Genomic DNA, 17,186 nt, shown 5'->3' with positions numbered 1-17,186 from the left:
GCAACAGTGCTGGGGATGTCGCCGCCGCCACCCTGTCCTGCCGCGCCAAACGCACTACACTTGCCGCATGAGCTTCTTTTCCGAGACTGATTCGCCGACCAATCTCACCGAGTATTCGGTGTCGGACCTGTCCGGCTCCATCAAGCGCACCATCGAGCAAGCTTTCGACCAGGTGCGGGTGCGCGGCGAGATTTCAGGCTATCGCGGCCAGCATTCCTCGGGACATGCCTATTTCTCGCTGAAGGACGACAAGGCGCGCATCGACGCCGTCATCTGGAAGGGCAGTTTTTCACGCCTGCGATTCAAGCCCGAAGAGGGCATGGAGGTGATCGCCACCGGCAAGATCACCACCTTCCCCGGCTCCTCGAAATACCAGATCGTCATCGAGACGCTGGAGCCGGCCGGCGCCGGCGCGCTGATGGCGCTCTTGGAGGAGCGCCGCCGCAAGCTTGCCGCCGAAGGTCTTTTCGACACTGAACGCAAGAAGCCGCTGCCCTTCCTGCCGAAGGTGATCGGCGTCGTCACCTCGCCCACCGGCGCCGTCATCCGCGACATCCTCCATCGCATCGCGGACCGTTTTCCGGTCCATGTCGTCGTCTGGCCCGTCAAGGTGCAGGGCGAAGGCTCGGGGCAGGAAGTGGCGGCCGCCATCGAAGGTTTCAACACGCTCGATCCATTGGGACCGATCCGGACGCCCGATGTGCTGATCGTCGCGCGCGGCGGCGGCAGTCTCGAAGACCTCTGGAGTTTCAACGACGAGATCGTCGTGCGCGCCGCCGCCGCTTCGAAAATCCCGCTGATCTCAGCCGTCGGCCACGAGACCGACTGGACGCTGATCGATCACGCGGCCGACCGTCGTGCGCCGACACCGACAGGGGCCGCAGAAATGGCCGTGCCGGTGAAGGCGGACCTCGATGCGTCCATCGCAACCCTTGCCGCACGCCTTCGCGGCGCCACCGCCCGACAGATGGACAACCGCCGGCAGGGTGTTCGCGCCCTCGCCCGCGCGCTGCCCTCGCTCGACCAGCTTCTTGCTCTACCGCGCCGCCGTTTCGACGAGGCCGCCGCCGGCCTTGGCCGCGGCTTGCAAATGAACACCGTCAACAAGCGCCGCGCCTTCGAGCGTACGGCGGCGCATCTGCGGCCCGACATGCTGCTGACCCGCATCGCCGAGCGCCGCCAGCGCGTCACAGAGCGAGTGCAGCGCGCAGAACGCATCGTCGAGCGCCGCCTCGACCAGCTGCGCGCCCGCCTCTCCGCTTTCGACGTCTCCCTGCGCGCCACGCCCGCCCGCATCAAGGCCCAGACCGAGCGCTCGCGCGACAGGCTCAAGGGGCTGGCGCTGCGGGCCGAGAGCGCGCTTTCGGGCGACCTGTCTCGCCGCCGCGCCCTCGTCCAGGCGCAGGACCGCGTGCTGCAATCCCTCTCTTACCGAAACGTGCTGAAGCGCGGTTATGCGATTGTGCACGACGAGGACGGCGTGCCGGTGAAGGGTGCCGCAGCCCTCGGCCCGGGCCGTGCCGTCGCCATCGAATTCGCCGATGGCAGCGTGGATGCCGTGACAGGCTCGGGTGGCGGAACGCCGCCGCGCAAAAAGCCGGCCAAGCCGGAAGCGGAGGCGGCAAAACCCGCACCGCGCCAGGGTTCGTTGTTTTGAGGCCGCCATGCGTATCCTGCTCGTGCTCGCTCATCCGCTGGAAGACAGTTTTGCCGCAAGTGTCGCGGAGACCGCGCGCAAGCGGCTGACGGAGAACGGCCATACGGTCGATCTGCTCGACCTCTATCGCGAGGATTTCGACCCGCGCCTTACGCCCGGCGAGCGCGCCCGCTATTTCGAACCGGGCTACGACCCTGTGGAAGCCGAGCCTTATGTCTCCCGACTGAAGAAAGCGGACGGACTGGTGCTCGTCTTCCCGCAATGGTGGTTCAATTTTCCAGCCATCCTGAAGGGCTTTTTCGATCGGGTCTTCGCCCCCGGCGTCGCCTTCGAGAACGATCCCGACGGCGGGCGCATCCAGCCGCGGCTCGGCAACATCCACCTGTTCTGGGCCCTCACCACGACCGGCTCGCCCTGGTGGGTGGTGAATCTCTATATGGGCAATCCCGTAAAGCGCCTGCTCAAGCGCGGCATCGCCGCCTTCTGCGCCAAGGGGTTGGATTTCAGGCTGGTCACACTGCACGACATGGACCGCATCGACGATGCCGCGCGCCGCGCGCATCTGTCCCGGATCGAAAAACTCGTCGACCGGATCTAGTTATTCGAAATCCCCCAGGAATTTCCGCAGCAGGCCATCGAGCGCCGCCCGTTCCTCGGCGCTCAAGCCGTCGAGCAGACGATGCTGGTTCTCCACATGAAACGTCACCGCCTCGTCGACCAGCGCTAGTCCCTTCGGCGTCAGCGCGATGATCACGCCGCGCCGGTCGTCCGGATTGTGCGAACGTTCGATGAGGCCGGCCTTTTCCAGCTGGTCGAGCCGATTGGTCATCGTGCCTGACGACACCATGGTCGTGGCGATGAGGTCGCCCGGCGAAAGCCGATAGGGCGGGCCGGAGCGGCGCAGCGTCGCCAGAACATCGAAACTCGCCGAATTGAGCCCGTGCGCGCCGAGCGCCTTTTCGACCTCCCGTGCCAGGTGCGTGCGAAGCCGCGTGATACGGCCCAGAAGGCCCATCGGCTCGACATCGAGGTCGGGCCGTTCGCGATTCCATTGGGCAAGAATTCTATCGACGTGATCCATGGTTCGACTAAAGACGCGGATTATCTTGACGTCAAGATAAAACCATATATCTTGATATCAAGATTCTTTAAATGGAGATATCAATGTCTCGCACCTCCGACATCCTCCTGACCGCAAGCGCCCCCGCCATCTGGGGCAGCACCTATATCGTGACGACCGAATTTCTGCCGGCCGGCTATCCCCTGACCGTGGCCATGCTGCGTGCCCTGCCGGCCGGCCTCATCCTGCTTCTTCTCGTGCGCCAGCTGCCCAAGGGCATCTGGTGGCCGCGCACCTTCCTGCTGGGCGCACTGAATTTCTCGTTCTTCTGGGCCATGCTCTTCGTCTCGGCCTATCGCCTGCCCGGTGGCGTGGCGGCCACCGTCGGCGCCATCCAGCCGCTGATCGTTCTCGGACTGTCCCGCTCGGTGATGGGCACGGCGGTGCGGCCGCTCTCCGTCTTCGCCGGTCTCGCCGGCATCGGCGGCGTCGCGCTGCTGGTGCTGACGCCCGCAGCCCATCTCGATCCGATCGGGATTGCCGCCGGTCTCGCCGGTGCGGTCTCCATGGCCTTCGGCACTGTGCTGTCGCGTCACTGGCAGCCGCCCGTGCCGCCGCTCACCTTCACCGCCTGGCAACTGACGGCCGGCGGCCTGCTTCTGGTTCCCGTCGCACTCGCGTTCGAGCCGGCCCTGCCCGTTCCAACCCTGCACAACCTGCTCGGCTTCGCCTATCTCGGCGTGATCGGCGCGGCGGCCACCTATATCGTCTGGTTTCGCGGCCTGTCACGGCTCGACCCGGCGACCATCTCGCCGCTCGGTTTCCTGAGCCCGCTCGTCGCCGTCATTTTGGGTTGGGCGCTGCTGTCGCAGGATCTCGGCCCCTTCCAGGTGGCCGGCATGGCGGTGGTTCTGGCGAGCGTATGGCTCAGCCAATGGGCCCAAGCGGCACCGACGGCAAAGGCCGTCAACCCGCGCGCTGCGACGCCTTCCGCCGCGCGGCCGTAAGCCCTTTGAAGACGGCATGGGCAAGGTCGGCCTCGACCATGGCGGAGAGGCCGGCGGCGGTAGTGCCGCGATAGTCCATGAAGAGATCAACGATATCGGCGGGCGTCTCCGTGAGGCTCGCCATCTGCGTCGCGGCACCAAGAAACAGCTGGCGCACCGCGATATCGGCCGTATCGGGATCGATACCGGATTCGATCGCATGGCGGATCATCGCATCCGCCATCAGCGCGGGAAAGGCCGCACCCGAGCCTGTCAATGCGGTGAAATAATCCAGCTCCTGTTCGTCGCTGATGGCATGCGCGCGGCCGGACGCCGCGAAAAATCGCCGGGCAAAATCCAGTTCGGACTTGCGCACCTCCTCCGTCGCATACCACGGCGTGAAGGAGAGGCGTTGCTCGGCGCAGGCATTCGGCATCGCCCGCACGATGCGTTGTGCGCCAAACCGTTCGGTGATCTCCTCCACCGTCACGCCGGCCATGACGGAAATCACGAAACGGCCGCGCAGGTCCAGCTCGAGTTCCTCGATGTCGGCGGGGCGGATGGAGAGAAGGATGACGTCGGACGCATCGACCAGGATCGAATTGTCCGTCGTCATGTGCACGCCCGGCCAGGCTTCGAAACCCGAAATGTTACCGGAGCGCGAAGACAGCACGAGATCGGCAGGCTTGACGATGCGGTCCGTCAGGACCGGCCGAAGCAAAGCCCCGGCCAGCCAACCACCCCCACCGACCACGCCGAGATGGGTCATAGGCGTTCGCCGGCCCACTCGCCGCCGCGCATGACGGGGGCGCGGCTTCCGTCGTTGCGGATGCCGTCGATATCCACCTTGTCGGAGCCGATCATCCAGTCGATATGGATGAGGCTTTCATTGCCGCCCTGGGCGCGGATCTGCTCCGGCGAGAGGTTCGCGCCATCGAGGAAGCACTTGGAATAGCATTGGCCGAGCGCGATGTGGCAGGAGGCGTTCTCGTCGAACAGCGTGTTATAGAAGAGGATACCACTTGCCGAGATCGGCGAGGAGTGCGGCACCAGCGCCACTTCGCCGAGCCGGCGCGCGCCCTCGTCCGTATCCAGCACCTTGTTCAGCACGGCCTCGCCCTTCGAAGCCTTCGCCTCGACGATACGGCCGCCCTCGAAGCGCACCTGGATATCGTCGATCAGCGTGCCCTGGTGCGAGAGCGGTTTTGTCGATGAGACATGCCCTTCGACGCGCAGCGCATGCGGCGTGGTGAATACCTCTTCCGTCGGGATGTTCGGGTTGCAGGTGACGCCGTTCTTCGCCGTGGAGGCGCCACCGTGCCATTCGTGCCCGTCGGCAAGGCCGACCGTCAGGTCGGTGCCCGGCCCCTTGAAGTGGAGGGCGGCGAAACGCTCGCCGTTCAGCCAGGCCGAGCGCTTGGCGAGACCGGCATTGTGCGCTGCCCAGGCACCGACCGGATCGGCGACATCGACGCGCGAGGCGGCGAAGATGGCATTGGCGAGCTTTTCGACCGCCACGTCTTCCGGATCGTTCGGAAACACCTGTTTGGCCCAGGACGGGTTCGGGTAGGAGACGATGTTCCAGTTGATGTCGAAATTGGCGATCTTCTCCAGCGCCGGCTTGTAGGCCATGGAATTCGCCTTGTTGGCGCGGGCGACCTTGCCGGGGTCCTCGTTGGCGAGCAGCATCGGGTTGTCGCCGGCAATGGCAAGGCGCGCCGCACCATTGGCATAGGCCTTGGCCATGCCCTCGTAGAGCCAGTCCGACGCGCGGTCGAAACTTTCGTCCGGCGCGTTGTGATAGCGGGCGAGCGTCGCCTCCTCGTCGGCATAGAAGGTGCTGACGAGGCCGGCGCCGGCCCTGTAGGCATGTTTGGTGATGAGACGGGCGAGCGGCAGGGCGGCGATCGGCGCCGTCATCACGAGATCCTGCCCCTTCTGCAGCTGCAGGCCGACACGCACGGCGACCTCGGCGAGCTTGTCGAGTTTTACGGGATCGACGGTGGCGGCGGAATTCGAGGGAGTGCTCATGATAGGCCTGTCTGTCTGAAATCGATTTTGGAAACTTAGTGCGGCAAGCGGCGGTTGAGAAGCCGCAATCAGGCGATGACGGCTGCAGAAATCGCCTTCAGCGCCGCCATCGCGTCGCGCGGGGAGAGGCGGACCTGCAGCCCGCGCTGGCCGCCGTTCATATAGACGGCCTCATGGGCCAGCGCCGCCGCCTCGATTGCCGTCGGCACCGCCTTCTTCTGCCCGAACGGGCTGATGCCGCCCACGACGAAACCGGTCAGCCGCTCGGCATCGGCGGGCTTCATCATATTGGCCGCCTTGCCCTTGAAGGCGCCGGCGAGCTTCTTCATGCTGACCTCGCAATCCGAGGGCACGATCACGCAGACCGGCTTGCCGTCCACTTCCGCCATGAGCGTCTTCAGCACGCGCGCCGGATCCTCGCCCAAGGCCTCGGCGGCCTGGATACCGACGCGGTCGGCGGTCGGATCGTAGTCATAGGTATGGACGGTGAAGGATACGCCGGCTTTGGCGAGGGCCTGGGTGGCGCGGGTGGTTTTAGACATGGCGGGCCGTCGTCGAAACAGGAATGTGGCCAGCATGGGTGCGAAATGCCGGGCGGCTTGTCAACCGCCCGGTGACATCGCGCCGATCAGACCCGCTCCAGCGCCACCGCAATGCCCTGGCCGACGCCGATGCACATGGTGGAAAGCGAGCGCTTCCCGCCGGTGAGTTGTAGCTCCAGCGCCGCCGTGCCGGTGATGCGCGCGCCGGACATGCCGAGCGGATGACCAAGCGCGATGGCGCCGCCGTTCGGATTGACGTGCTCCGCATCCTCTGCGATGCCGAGTTCGCGCAGCGTGGCAAGGCCCTGCGAGGCGAAGGCTTCGTTGAGTTCGATCACATCGAAATCAGACGGCTTCAGGCCGAGGCGGGCGCAGAGGCGCTGCGTGGCCGCAACCGGGCCTATGCCCATGATGCGCGGCGCAACGCCCGCCATGGCGCCGCCGAGGATGCGCGCAACCGGCGTCAGGCCATATTTCTTCACGGCTGCCTCCGAGGCGATGATGAGGGCCGCCGCACCGTCGTTGACGCCGGAAGCATTGCCGGCCGTTACCGTGCCACCCTCCTTCCTGAAGGGCGTGCCGAGCTTGGCCAGTGCCTCGAGTGTGGTGGCGCGCGGGTGCTCGTCTTTTTCCACCACGATCGGATCGCCCTTCCTCTGCGCAATGACAACGGGTGTGATCTCCCTGGCCAGCCGGCCGTTCGCCTGCGCCGCGGCGGCCTTCGCCTGGGAGCGCACGGCAAAGGCATCCTGATCTTCACGGGAGATGGAAAAGTCCTCGGCGACGTTCTCGCCGGTCTCCGGCATGGAATCGACACCGTACTGCTTCTTCATCAGTGGATTGATGAAACGCCAGCCGATGGTCGTATCGTGGATTTCCGCATGACGCGAGAATGCGGTCTCGGCCTTGGGCATGACGAAGGGCGCACGGCTCATGCTCTCCACGCCGCCCGCGACGATCAGCTCCGCCTCACCGGCCTTGATGGCGCGTGCAGCGGCGATGACGGCGTCCATGCCCGAGCCGCAGAGCCGGTTGATCGTCGTGCCCGAGACCGAGACGGGCAGGCCCGCCAGCAGCGAGCACATGCGCGCGATATTACGGTTGTCCTCGCCCGCCTGGTTGGCGCAGCCGAAGATCACATCGTCGACGGCTTCCCAGTCGATGCCGGCATTCTTCGCCATCAGCGCCTTCAGGGGGATCGCGCCGAGATCGTCGGCTCGGACAGCCGAGAGCGAACCGCCGAAGCGGCCGATGGGCGTGCGGATATAGTCGCAGATATAGGCGTCAGACATGGTTTTCCTCTCAAGCAATTCCAGCAAAAGTGCGCAGCGGTTCTGCGTCCGGAATTGCGCAGTGTTTCAGAGTTCGGGCACGACGAGATCGCCGACGGGGCCGTCGAGATGGAGTTTCGCGCCCGTCATAGCCTGCAATTCCTCGATCGTCATGCCCGCCAGCTGTTCCCGAAGCACGAACCGGCCGCCCGAAACGTCGATCACGGCATGGCTCGTATAGATGCGCGTGATGCAGCCGACGCCTGTCAGCGGGAAGGTGCAGCGCTCCACCAGCTTCGGCTCGCCGTTGCGGGTGACATGCTCGGTGATGACCACGACCTGTTTTGCGCCATGCACCAGGTCCATCGCCCCGCCGACCGCCGGCACGCCCTTCGAGCCGACGCGCCAGTTGGCGAGATCGCCGTTTTCCGCCACCTGGTATGCACCAAGGATCGCCACATCCAGATGACCGCCGCGTACCATGGCGAAGCTGTCGGCATGGTGGAAGAAGGCAGAACCCGGCTTCAGCGTCACCGCCTTCTTGCCGGCATTGATGAGATCCCAGTCCTCCTCGCCGGCCGGCGGCGCCGCGCCGAAATCGAGGATGCCGTTTTCCGTGTGGAAGATCGCCTCGCGGCCTTCAGGCTGGTAGCGCGCGACCATTTCGGGAAAGCCGATGCCGAGATTGACATAGGCGCCGTCGGCGATGTCCTGCGCCGCGCGCCAGGCGATCTGCGCGTTGGAAAGCTTGATGCCTTCATGCGTATCGAGGGTCATGCGTAGGCCACTCCTGCGCGGATGAGGTCTTCCTCCTGCCCGGGATCGGCGACTTCGACGATCCGGTCGACGAAGATGCCGGGTGTCACGACGTGTTCGGGATCGATGCCGCCCGGTTTCACCAGGCGGGAGACCTGCACGATCGTCTTTGCCGCGGCCATGCACATCAGCGGGCTGAAATTGCGCGCGGCCTTGTTGTAGATGAGATTGCCATTGATATCGCCGACATGCGCTTTGATCAGCGCGAAATCCGCCTTGAGCCAGCGTTCCTGCACATACATGCGGCCATCGAACTCGGCGACCGGCTTGCCTTCGGCCAGTTCCGTGCCAAACCCCGTCGGGGTGTAGAAGGCGGGAATGCCTGCACCGCCGGCGCGGATGCGCTCGGCAAGCGTGCCCTGCGGCACCAGCTCCAGCTCGATCTCGCCGGCGAGATAGCTGTCGGTGAAGGCGCGTGGATCGGTGGAGCGCGGGAAGGAGCAGATCATCTTCCTGACCCGTCCCGCATCGATCATCGCCGCGATGCCGACACGGCCGTTGCCGGCATTGTTGTTGATGACGGTGAGATCCCTCGCTCCCCTTTCGATCAGGGCATGGATGAGTTCGATCGGCGCGCCCGAACCGCCGAAACCGCCGATCATCACCGTCGCCCCGTCGCCGATGCCGGAAACGGCCTCCGCCAGACTTTTGATGGTCTTGTCCATGCAAATCTCCCGTGTGGCACCACAGGTAGATCCGAAGGGGAAGATCGACAATCCGGTTTGTGCGTTATTTGACTTTTGTTCAATATTCGCACAAGCTGAATGATACACGCGGGATCGGAGATACAATGCGAGAGACGGACTTCATCGGCGGGTTTGCCAAGGGCCTCAGGGTCATCGAGGCCTTCGGCGAAACGAAGCCACGCCTCACCATCACGGACATTTCGAGGGAAACCGGCCTTGACCGGGCGACGGCACGGCGCTGCCTGCTGACGCTCGCCGAACTCGGCTACGCCGCCTATGACGGAAAGTTCTTCGAGCTGACGCCAAGGATCCTGCGCCTCGGCCATGCCTATCTCTCCGCGACGCCGCTGCCACGGCTCGTCCAGCCCTATCTCGACCAGCTTTCCGAAAAAGTCGGCCAGAGCGCCTCGGCCTCGGTGCTCGACGGCACGGAGATCGTCTATGTCGCACGGGCGGCGCAGAAGCGCGTCATGTCGATCAGCCTGACGGCGGGCTCGCGGCTGCCGGCCTACTGCGCCTCCATGGGTCGCGTGCTGCTCGCCGCCCTTCCCGAGACGGAAGCCCGCGCCATCATCGACGCCTCGCAGCGCAAGGCCAATACGCCCTTCACCAAGACCGATCCGGACATCCTGATGGCCGAACTTTCCGAGGTGCGCAGGCAGGGCTATGCGCTGATCGATCAGGAGCTTGAAATCGGTCTGCGCTCCATCGCTTTGCCCTTGGAAAACGCCCGGGGACGGGCCGTCGCCGCCCTCAATATCGGTACGCCGGCCGTGCATGCGGCGGCGCAGGAGATGGTCGAACGCTATCTTCCGGCCATGCGCGAGGTGCAGGCGGCATTGCGCCCGCTGCTCTCCTGATCTTGACAGAGGGCAAGGGCGGCCCCCACCTTTTGCAGCGCAACAGGAGACCGCCATGGACGACGAGAGCAAGCTCACCCGCACCAAGCGCCAATGGGCCGACCAGGGCAAATTCCTGACGGGCCGGATTACCCGACCGGAAACCGACCGCCTGCCGCCCGGCCAGCATCTCGTCACCAACTGGCCCGTGCTCGACCTCGGCCAACAGCCCGTCATCCGCCCGGAAAGCTGGCGGCTCGATGTGAAGGGCGGTGCGGAGAACCCCACATCCTTCGGCTGGTCTGAATTCCTCGCCCTGCCGCAGAGTCGGAAACTGTCCGACATCCACTGCGTGACGACATGGTCGCGCTACGACAACCGCTGGGAGGGTGTCGCCACGCGCGACCTGCTCGACCGCGTCATGCCGCGGCCAGAGGCGAGTTTTGTCATGCTGACGAGCTATGACGGCTACACGACCAATCTGCCGCTTGCCGATTTCGCCGTAGAGGACGCCATCCTCGCCACCCATTGGGAGGGCCGACCGCTCTCCATCGAGCATGGCGGGCCGATGCGCCTCGTCGTGCCGCATCTGTATTTCTGGAAAAGCGCCAAGTGGCTGACGCGTATCGATTTCCTGCCCGGCGACCAGGCTGGTTTCTGGGAGCGCAACGGCTATCACATGCGCGGCGACCCCTGGATGGAAGAGCGCTATTCCGACGATTGAGCAGAAAGACGCGCCCGTTCGGCCAGCCGGAAGGCGCGCGGTGTCGCGCCCGCCGCCCGCAAAAAATAGCGCGAGAAATAGGCGGCGTCGGCAAAGCCGAGCACAAGGCCGACCTCCTGCGCCGGCATCTCCGTGAAGACGAGCGCGCGCTTTGCCTCGTCGATGAGCTTTCGCGCGATATAGGCATGCGCCGTCAGGCCCGTCGCCACCTTGACGATCCGGTTGAGATGCGTCGGCGAAACACCGATTTCCCTGGCATAGAACTGCGCCGGCTTCTGGCTGCGGAAATGCTGCTGGATGAGGCCGTTGAGATGCTCCATGCGGCGGGCCGTCTCGCCCGCCCCTTCCTTTGCCTCCTCATTGGAGCTGTTCCGGCTCCACAACCGCGCCGTCAGCGTCAGCACAGAGACCAGATAGGCTTCCATCAGGTCGGTGCGGCCGCTGCGCCGCTGCGCCCATTCACCCGCCAGCCGCTCCAGCGTCGCCAGCACAAAGGCGCTGTCCGGATCGCCGGCATCGAGCGGCGTGACACGCGGCTCCGCCGCAAAACGCCCCGCCTCGCCGGCAAGGCGCAGATGCGAGGCGAGCATCGTGAAGACGTGACCATCGACATCGCGGGAAAAACGGAAACCGTGGCCGACGGCCGGCGGCACGGTGACGATGGCGGGCGGCGCGAGCGTTACCGTCTCCTTGCCGAACCGGGCATCGCCCGATCCGGCGGAGATGTACAGGATCTGGAAGAAGCTCTCGTGCCGGTGCAGGCCGATCTCGTAACGGTGCAGGCTGCTGCGCGACGGGATCGTCTCGCAATGCAGCCAGAAATCCGGCCTATTGCCGGCCCTTTCGCCATAGAGGTCGTAGGTCGGAACGGATTTCGTCATATCGCCGCCGTCTGACAACAGTGTTCGATTTGTACAAGCAGACGCGCGATCCGTCCATTGTGCCATCAGGCTCTTTTCGCCGACACTTTGCGAAACGTCAGGTGGGAGGACATCGTGCGCGTTCAGGTCGCCATCATCGGCGCGGGTCCATCAGGTCTGCTGCTCGGACAATTTCTCGGCAAGGCGGGCATCGATACCGTCATACTCGATCGCTCCAGCCGGGCCCATATTCTGGCACGCGTTCGGGCCGGCGTCCTGGAGGAAGGCACGGCACGACTGGCTGAGGCGGCCGGCGTCGGTAGACGCCTGCGGGCGGAAGGCCTGCCGCATGACGGCTTCTCTCTCGCCTTCGACGGCCGCGACCACCGCATCGATCTCTTCGACCTGACGGGCGGAAAGCGCGTGATTGTCTATGGCCAGACCGAGCTGACGCGCGACCTCGTCGAAGCGCGCGAGGCCGAAAGCCGGCTAACGATCTACGAGGCGGCGAATGTGGTGCCGCATGGCTTCGATGGCGGGACGCCCCATGTCACCTACGAGAAGCACGGCGTGACGCATCGCATCGACTGCGATTTCATCGCCGGCTGCGACGGTTTTCACGGCGCAAGCCGCAAGGCCGTACCGCAAGGCGCCATCCGCACCTTCGAAAAAGTCTATCCCTTCGGCTGGCTCGGTATTCTCGCCGACGTGCCGCCGGTCGATGACGAACTTGTCTATGCCAATCATCCGCGCGGTTTTGCGCTCTGCTCGATGCGCTCGCGCACTCGCAGCCGCTACTATATCCAGTGCGCGCAGGACGAGAAGGTCGAGGCATGGTCCGACGAGCGCTTCTGGGACGAGCTGCGCCGACGCCTGCCCGCCCACCATGCCGAGGCGATAACGACCGGCCCGAGCTTCGAGAAATCCATCGCCCCGCTGCGCTCCTTCGTCGCCGAGCCGATGCGCTTCGGCCGGCTCTTTCTCGTCGGCGACGCCGCCCATATCGTGCCGCCGACCGGCGCCAAGGGCCTGAACCTCGCCGCCAGCGACGTGCACTACCTCGCAACGGGCCTGCTTGAACACTATCAGGACCGCTCGAATGCAGCGCTCGATGCTTATTCCGGGCGGGCGCTTGGCCGCGTGTGGAAGGCCGTCCGCTTTTCCTGGTGGATGACGAGCATGCTGCACCGCTTTCCCGCCACCGGCGACTTCGACCAGAAGATCCAGGAGGCCGAACTCGCCTACCTCACCCATTCCCGCGCGGCCGAGACGGTGCTGGCTGAAAATTACGTGGGCCTGCCCTATTGAGCGGCAGCCTGCCGATAGATCTCGACAGCCGCCCGCACCAGCGCCGCATTGTCCGGCGCCGGTGCGCCGTCCGGCAGCAACCTGCCATCCTCCAGGCCGACGCGCGTCGACCAGCGCCTGGCGGCTGCGAGCCTTGCAAAATGCCAGACCGTGTCGTCCATGCCATGCAGCAGAATAGGCCGCCGGAGGCCGGCTTTCTCGAGAACCGCATGGATGCCGTCGGCAACCCGGGTGGCCTCGCCAAATTCCTGTTCGGCGATCTCGATCAGGATGCGCAGCGGCGGCCGCTCCAGCGTAAGGCCCACGAGACGCTCCGCATCGGCGACGGAGGCAAGCCCCGCCTCGATCCCCACCCCGCGCGCCGAAAGCTGCCGCATGACGGCAGGCGCTGCCGGCTCCGACAGGTTGACCGAAGCATAGTCCGGCAGCACCTGCCACGTGGCGATGGCCGCGAGCGTGCGCGCATCGCTCTTTTCGATCCAGTCGCCGGTCGATACTCCGACGAGGGTTCCGGGTACAACCACGCGAACCAATCGCATCGTCCCGTCCATCGCTTCGGGTGCCAGGCTCTCGCGGCCATCCGTATCGCGCGTATGCAGATGGATTTCACCGGCGCCGGCCAGAACACAGGCAAGGCAATCGGCCGCCATCGCCTGCGGGGTCAAAGGCAGCGCCGGGTGAAACGTCGCGTCGCGCGCGCCGTTGATGCAGGCCTGAATGATCATCCCATGCTCTCCCCGTGCGATCTGGAGACCGAGGCTGACACGGCCGGCCGCACTGCGCAACCGCGACTAGGGCGACCGTGTAATCGCTCCCGCCACGTCCCGGATTGTCTGCATAAGGATGGCGAGCGGCAGGGAGGGCACGGCATCCGCGCGCATGGTGAGGCCGACGGGGCCCTTCGTCTCGCTCGTATCGAGCGGCAGCGCCGCCAGCACGCCTTCGGCGATATCGCCAGCCACCACGCCCTCGGAAATGATCCACACCGCATCGCCTTCGCGCACGAAGGCGCGGCCGAAAGCGTCGGAAACGGTCTCGATCGGGTTCGCCACCTCGCCTATGCCGTTGGCGATCAGGAAACGCTCGACGAAGGGGCGGATGATCGAGCCCCGCGTCGGCATCAGCACCGGAAAGGCACCGAGCCGTGCAAGGAGCGCGCCGCCGGCCAGCAGCGGATGCCCGGCTCGCACGCAAAACACCACCTTCTCCGAATAGAGATGTTCGAAGGAAAAGCCCGTCATCTGCTCGGGCGCGGCCAGGCGCCCGATGACGAGATCGAGATCGCCGACACGCAGCTGCTCCAGCAGCACCGCATTCTCCCCCGTCACGATCTTGACCCGCGCGCCGGTTTCCTCTCCGAGAAAGAGCCGCATCGCGCCGGGCATGATGCGCGTCGAGACTGTCGGCAGCGCGCCGATGCGGACGGGCGGCGCGGCACCCGCGCGCGCCTGCGAAACGGAATCGAGGCCGTTCCGCAGCGCCGCCAGCGCGGCACCGGCATGTTTGAGAAACACCTCGCCGTAGCGGGTGATCCTGATCCCGCGTCCGTCCCGCTCGAAGACGGCGACGCCGAGGACCTCCTCCAGCTCGCGAATGGTCTTCGTCACCGCCGGCTGGCTGACATGCAGGAGGCCGGCGGCCTTCATCACGCTCTTCTGGCGCGCCACCTCGACAAAGGTCTGGAGATGGCGGACCTTGATGCGGCTATCGATCACGGACTTCATAACCCATACGTTATTGGAATGGCCGAAAATATCATTTTACCGAACCAGATTGCCAAACCAATCTGCGAATTGGAAGGAGACAGATGTGCAATTCGCAACCGTCAATGACGTGATCCTGCATCACCAGCTGATCGGCGGCCCGGCCGGCAAGCCGGTGATCGTCTTCATCAACTCGCTCGGCACGGATTTCCGCATCTGGCGCGACGTCGTCGTGCGCCTTGCCGGTGATTTCCCGATCATCACCTATGACAAGCGCGGCCATGGCCTTTCCGACCTCGGCCAGGTGCCCTATTCGATCGACGACCATGTGCTGGATCTCGCTGCCCTGCTCGACCGGCTGAACGTCAAGGAAGCCGTGATCTGCGGCCTCTCGGTCGGCGGCATGATCGCGCAGGGGCTGGAGGCAAACCGCCCGGACCTCGTGAAAGGGCTCGTTCTCTGCGACACCGCGCACAAGATCGGCACGGCGGAAACGTGGAACGCCCGCATCGAAAGCGTCGAGACGAGGGGCATCGAGAGCCTTGCCGACGGCATCATGGAGCGCTGGTTCACCCCCGCCTTCCGCCGGCCGGAGAACGCCGCCTATCACGGATACCGCAACATGCTGACGCGCCAGTCCGCCGTGGGTTACGCCGCCACCTGCGCGGCGCTGCGCGATGCCGACCTCACCGAGCAGACGAAGCGCATAGCAGTGCCCACGCTGTGCGTCGTCGGCGACCAGGACGGTTCGACGCCGCCGGATCTCGTGCTCTCCATGGCAAAACTCATCCACGGCGCGCGCTATGAGGTCATCAAGGATGCAGGCCACATTCCCTGCGTCGAGCAACCGGAAATGCTGACAGAGATGATCCGCGCCTTCATCGATACCCTTCCCGTCGGAGGAAAGCTGCATGCCTGAACCGCAGTCAGAGCGCTACCGCGCGGGAATGGCGACGCGTCGCGCCGTGCTCGGCGACGCCCATGTCGACCGCGCCAGTGCCGCCGCCACCGCCTTCGACCAGCCTTTTCAGGAGCTGATCACCGAAAGCGCCTGGGGTGCCGTCTGGTCGCGCCCCGGCTGGACGAAGCGCGAGCGCTCCCTGGTGACGATCGCGCTGCTGGCAGCGCTGGGCCATGACGAAGAGGTGGCGATGCATGTCCGTGCCACCGTCAATACCGGTGCGAGCCGCGAAGACATTGCCGAAGCGCTGCTGCATGTGGCCATCTATGCCGGCGTGCCGGCCGCCAACCGGGCGATCCGCATGGCCAAGCAGGTCTTTGCGGATATGGATGCGGAACAGGCGGCCTGAGGCGACGATGCGCGATCCTTCCAACCGAAATCCCGAAACCGGCGCCTTCTTCTCCCGCGACCGCCTGTGGCATCCGCCGGGTCTCACCCCCGGCTACAAGACCTCCGTGCTGCGCTCGCCGCAGAAGACGCTTCTGTCGCTCGACGGCACGCTGTCGGAAATCACGGGGCCGGTCTTCGGCCATTCGATTCTGGGTGAACGCGACAACGACCTGATCCACAATTTCGCCAGATCAGGCGAAAGCGCCATCGGCGAGCGCATCATCGTGCATGGTCGCGTGCTCGACGAGCGGGCGCGGCCGGTGCCCGGCGCGCTCCTGGAATTCTGGCAGGCCAATGCCGGCGGGCGCTACCGGCACAAGAAGGAAAGCTACCTCGCGCCGCTCGATCCGAATTTCGGCGGTTGCGGGCGCACCATCACCGACGCGGACGGCTGTTACGCCTTGCGCACCATCAAGCCCGGCCCCTATCCCTGGCCGAACGGCGTCAACGACTGGCGCCCGGCGCATATCCATTTCTCCGTCTTCGGCCACGGCTTCGCCCAGCGGCTGATCACGCAGATGTATTTCGAAGGCGATCCGATGATCTGGAAGTGTCCCATCGTGCAGACGATCCCGGACAGGGCGGCGGTCGAGCAGCTGGTCGCCGCGCTGGACTGGGCCAACACGATCCCCATGGATGCGCGCGCCTACAAGTTCGACATCGTGCTGCGCGGGCGCCGCTCGACGCTCTTCGAAAACCGCATGGAGGGCAATTGATGGTCCAGCCGCTCGGTTATCTCAAGGAAAGCCCGTCGCAGACCGCAGGCCCCTATGTCCATATCGGCCTCACCCCGAATGTTGCCGGCATCCACGGCGTCTACGACAGCGATCTCGGCGCGACGATGGTGAACGACAGGACGCGCGGCCGGCGTATCACCATCACCGGCCGTGTTCTCGACGGCACCGGCACGCCGCTGAAGGATGCATTGCTGGAAATCTGGCAGGCCGATGCCGCCGGCCTCTACAACAGTCCCTCGGAACTGCGCGGCAGCGCCGACCCCGACTTTTCCGGCTGGGGCCGCTGCGCCACCGACGGTGTGACCGGAGAATACCGTTTCGAGACCATCAAACCCGGCCGTGTCCCCTTCCGCGACGGCCGCCCGATGGCCCCGCATATCTCCGTCTGGATCGTCGCCCGCGGCATCAATCTCGGTCTCAACACGCGTCTCTACTTCTCCGACGAGGAGGCTGCGAACGCCGAAGATCCCGTGCTCGCCAGCATCGAACACCGCATACGCGTACCGACCCTGATCGCGGCCGGAGACGGCGACCACTACCGCTTCGACATCCACCTGCAGGGCGAAAAGGAGACGGTGTTCTTCGATATCTAGCGGCAGGAAGACTGCAGTCGGC

Annotated in this window: 20 protein-coding genes; 10 read left to right on the top strand and 10 right to left on the bottom strand. The window is 65.3% G+C overall.

The genetic code is table 11. The features are described from left to right. Positions 1–67 precede the first annotated feature (67 nt). Both xseA and MUO32_RS16500 read left to right on the top strand, forming a co-directional pair. Positions 68–1,657 (top strand): exodeoxyribonuclease VII large subunit, encoded by a 1,590-nt coding sequence (gene xseA / locus MUO32_RS16505; RefSeq protein ID WP_257949453.1) that lies wholly within the window; start codon positions 68–70, stop codon positions 1,655–1,657. 7 nt (positions 1,658–1,664) lie between these two features. Continuing rightward, positions 1,665–2,255, top strand: coding sequence for an NAD(P)H-dependent oxidoreductase (locus MUO32_RS16500; RefSeq protein WP_257949452.1), 591 nt, complete (start codon positions 1,665–1,667; stop codon positions 2,253–2,255). Here MUO32_RS16500 and MUO32_RS16495 read toward each other — a convergent pair whose 3' ends face one another. Beyond that, positions 2,256–2,738 carry a MarR family winged helix-turn-helix transcriptional regulator gene (locus MUO32_RS16495; protein WP_257949451.1) on the bottom strand — a complete coding sequence of 161 codons (483 nt, stop codon included), beginning with the start codon at positions 2,736–2,738 and terminating at the stop codon, positions 2,256–2,258. It lies immediately after the preceding gene. A 71-nt stretch (positions 2,739–2,809) separates the two neighbouring features. Between MUO32_RS16495 and MUO32_RS16490 the strand changes: the two genes are divergently transcribed. After that, on the top strand, positions 2,810–3,724 hold the full coding sequence (locus MUO32_RS16490; RefSeq protein ID WP_257949450.1) for an EamA family transporter: 915 nt from the start codon (positions 2,810–2,812) through the stop codon (positions 3,722–3,724). Here MUO32_RS16490 and MUO32_RS16485 read toward each other — a convergent pair. The 6 genes from MUO32_RS16485 to MUO32_RS16460 form a co-directional block, all read right to left on the bottom strand. Beyond that, positions 3,684–4,472: a pyrroline-5-carboxylate reductase gene (locus tag MUO32_RS16485; protein ID WP_257949448.1), complete on the bottom strand. Its 789-nt coding sequence runs from the start codon at positions 4,470–4,472 to the stop codon at positions 3,684–3,686. The two genes, MUO32_RS16490 and MUO32_RS16485, sit on opposite strands and share 41 nt — an antisense overlap. Continuing rightward, complete coding sequence (locus MUO32_RS16480; protein ID WP_257949447.1) at positions 4,469–5,734, bottom strand: aminopeptidase; 1,266 nt, start codon at positions 5,732–5,734, stop codon at positions 4,469–4,471. Before MUO32_RS16480 ends, MUO32_RS16485 begins: the two co-directional genes overlap by 4 nt. Positions 5,735–5,802: 68 nt before the next feature. Continuing rightward, on the bottom strand, positions 5,803–6,276 hold the full coding sequence (gene ybaK, locus MUO32_RS16475) for a Cys-tRNA(Pro) deacylase (protein ID WP_257949446.1): 474 nt from the start codon (positions 6,274–6,276) through the stop codon (positions 5,803–5,805). An 86-nt stretch (positions 6,277–6,362) separates the two neighbouring features. Next, the gene (pcaF, locus tag MUO32_RS16470) at positions 6,363–7,568 is read right to left on the bottom strand and encodes a 3-oxoadipyl-CoA thiolase (RefSeq protein WP_257949445.1); all 1,206 of its coding nucleotides are present in this window, start codon (positions 7,566–7,568) and stop codon (positions 6,363–6,365) included. Positions 7,569–7,634: 66 nt separating this feature from the next. Then, positions 7,635–8,324: a CoA transferase subunit B gene (locus MUO32_RS16465; protein ID WP_257949443.1), complete on the bottom strand. Its 690-nt coding sequence runs from the start codon at positions 8,322–8,324 to the stop codon at positions 7,635–7,637. Next, complete coding sequence (locus MUO32_RS16460) at positions 8,321–9,028, bottom strand: 3-oxoacid CoA-transferase subunit A (RefSeq protein ID WP_257949442.1); 708 nt, start codon at positions 9,026–9,028, stop codon at positions 8,321–8,323. Before MUO32_RS16460 ends, MUO32_RS16465 begins: the two co-directional genes overlap by 4 nt. Positions 9,029–9,153: 125 nt before the next feature. Between MUO32_RS16460 and MUO32_RS16455 the strand changes: the two genes are divergently transcribed. Both MUO32_RS16455 and MUO32_RS16450 read left to right on the top strand, forming a co-directional pair. Beyond that, entirely contained in the window at positions 9,154–9,909 is a 756-nt protein-coding gene (locus MUO32_RS16455; RefSeq protein WP_257949441.1) for an IclR family transcriptional regulator, read from the top strand. A 55-nt stretch (positions 9,910–9,964) separates the two neighbouring features. Beyond that, positions 9,965–10,612 (top strand): sulfite oxidase-like oxidoreductase, encoded by a 648-nt coding sequence (locus MUO32_RS16450; RefSeq protein WP_257949440.1) that lies wholly within the window; start codon positions 9,965–9,967, stop codon positions 10,610–10,612. Here MUO32_RS16450 and MUO32_RS16445 read toward each other — a convergent pair. Next, the gene (locus MUO32_RS16445; protein WP_257949439.1) at positions 10,597–11,493 is read right to left on the bottom strand and encodes a helix-turn-helix domain-containing protein; all 897 of its coding nucleotides are present in this window, start codon (positions 11,491–11,493) and stop codon (positions 10,597–10,599) included. The genes MUO32_RS16450 and MUO32_RS16445 overlap by 16 nt on opposite strands. Positions 11,494–11,607: 114 nt before the next feature. On the opposite strand from MUO32_RS16445, the gene pobA reads away from it, so the two are divergent. Continuing rightward, complete coding sequence (pobA, locus tag MUO32_RS16440; RefSeq protein WP_257949438.1) at positions 11,608–12,780, top strand: 4-hydroxybenzoate 3-monooxygenase; 1,173 nt, start codon at positions 11,608–11,610, stop codon at positions 12,778–12,780. On the opposite strand, the gene MUO32_RS16435 is transcribed toward pobA, so the two are convergent. Beyond that, a complete protein-coding gene (locus MUO32_RS16435) occupies positions 12,774–13,505 on the bottom strand; it encodes a 3-keto-5-aminohexanoate cleavage protein (protein WP_257949437.1) in 732 nt (243 codons plus the stop codon). The two genes, pobA and MUO32_RS16435, sit on opposite strands and share 7 nt — an antisense overlap. A gap of 66 nt (positions 13,506–13,571) precedes the next feature. Beyond that, on the bottom strand, positions 13,572–14,495 hold the full coding sequence (gene pcaQ / locus MUO32_RS16430; RefSeq protein ID WP_257949955.1) for a pca operon transcription factor PcaQ: 924 nt from the start codon (positions 14,493–14,495) through the stop codon (positions 13,572–13,574). A 94-nt stretch (positions 14,496–14,589) separates the two neighbouring features. On the opposite strand from pcaQ, the gene pcaD reads away from it, so the two are divergent. Genes pcaD through pcaG form a run of 4 tightly spaced genes read left to right on the top strand, consistent with a single transcriptional unit; the run spans position 14,590 to position 17,164 of the window. Beyond that, positions 14,590–15,402 carry a 3-oxoadipate enol-lactonase gene (gene pcaD, locus MUO32_RS16425; RefSeq protein ID WP_257949436.1) on the top strand — a complete coding sequence of 271 codons (813 nt, stop codon included), beginning with the start codon at positions 14,590–14,592 and terminating at the stop codon, positions 15,400–15,402. Continuing rightward, on the top strand, positions 15,395–15,793 hold the full coding sequence (gene pcaC / locus MUO32_RS16420) for a 4-carboxymuconolactone decarboxylase (RefSeq protein ID WP_257949435.1): 399 nt from the start codon (positions 15,395–15,397) through the stop codon (positions 15,791–15,793). Before pcaD ends, pcaC begins: the two co-directional genes overlap by 8 nt. 7 nt (positions 15,794–15,800) lie before the next feature. Then, a complete protein-coding gene (gene pcaH, locus MUO32_RS16415; RefSeq protein ID WP_257949434.1) occupies positions 15,801–16,550 on the top strand; it encodes a protocatechuate 3,4-dioxygenase subunit beta in 750 nt (249 codons plus the stop codon). Next, positions 16,550–17,164 carry a protocatechuate 3,4-dioxygenase subunit alpha gene (gene pcaG / locus MUO32_RS16410; RefSeq protein WP_257949433.1) on the top strand — a complete coding sequence of 205 codons (615 nt, stop codon included), beginning with the start codon at positions 16,550–16,552 and terminating at the stop codon, positions 17,162–17,164. The genes pcaH and pcaG overlap by 1 nt, the downstream gene beginning before the upstream one ends. The last annotated feature ends 22 nt before the right edge of the window (positions 17,165–17,186 follow it).

It is taken from the genome of Shinella sp. CPCC 101442, assembly GCF_024704725.1.
Taxonomy (GTDB): Bacteria; Pseudomonadota; Alphaproteobacteria; order Rhizobiales; family Rhizobiaceae; genus Shinella.
This window is presented reverse-complemented; position numbering and strand designations above follow the sequence as displayed.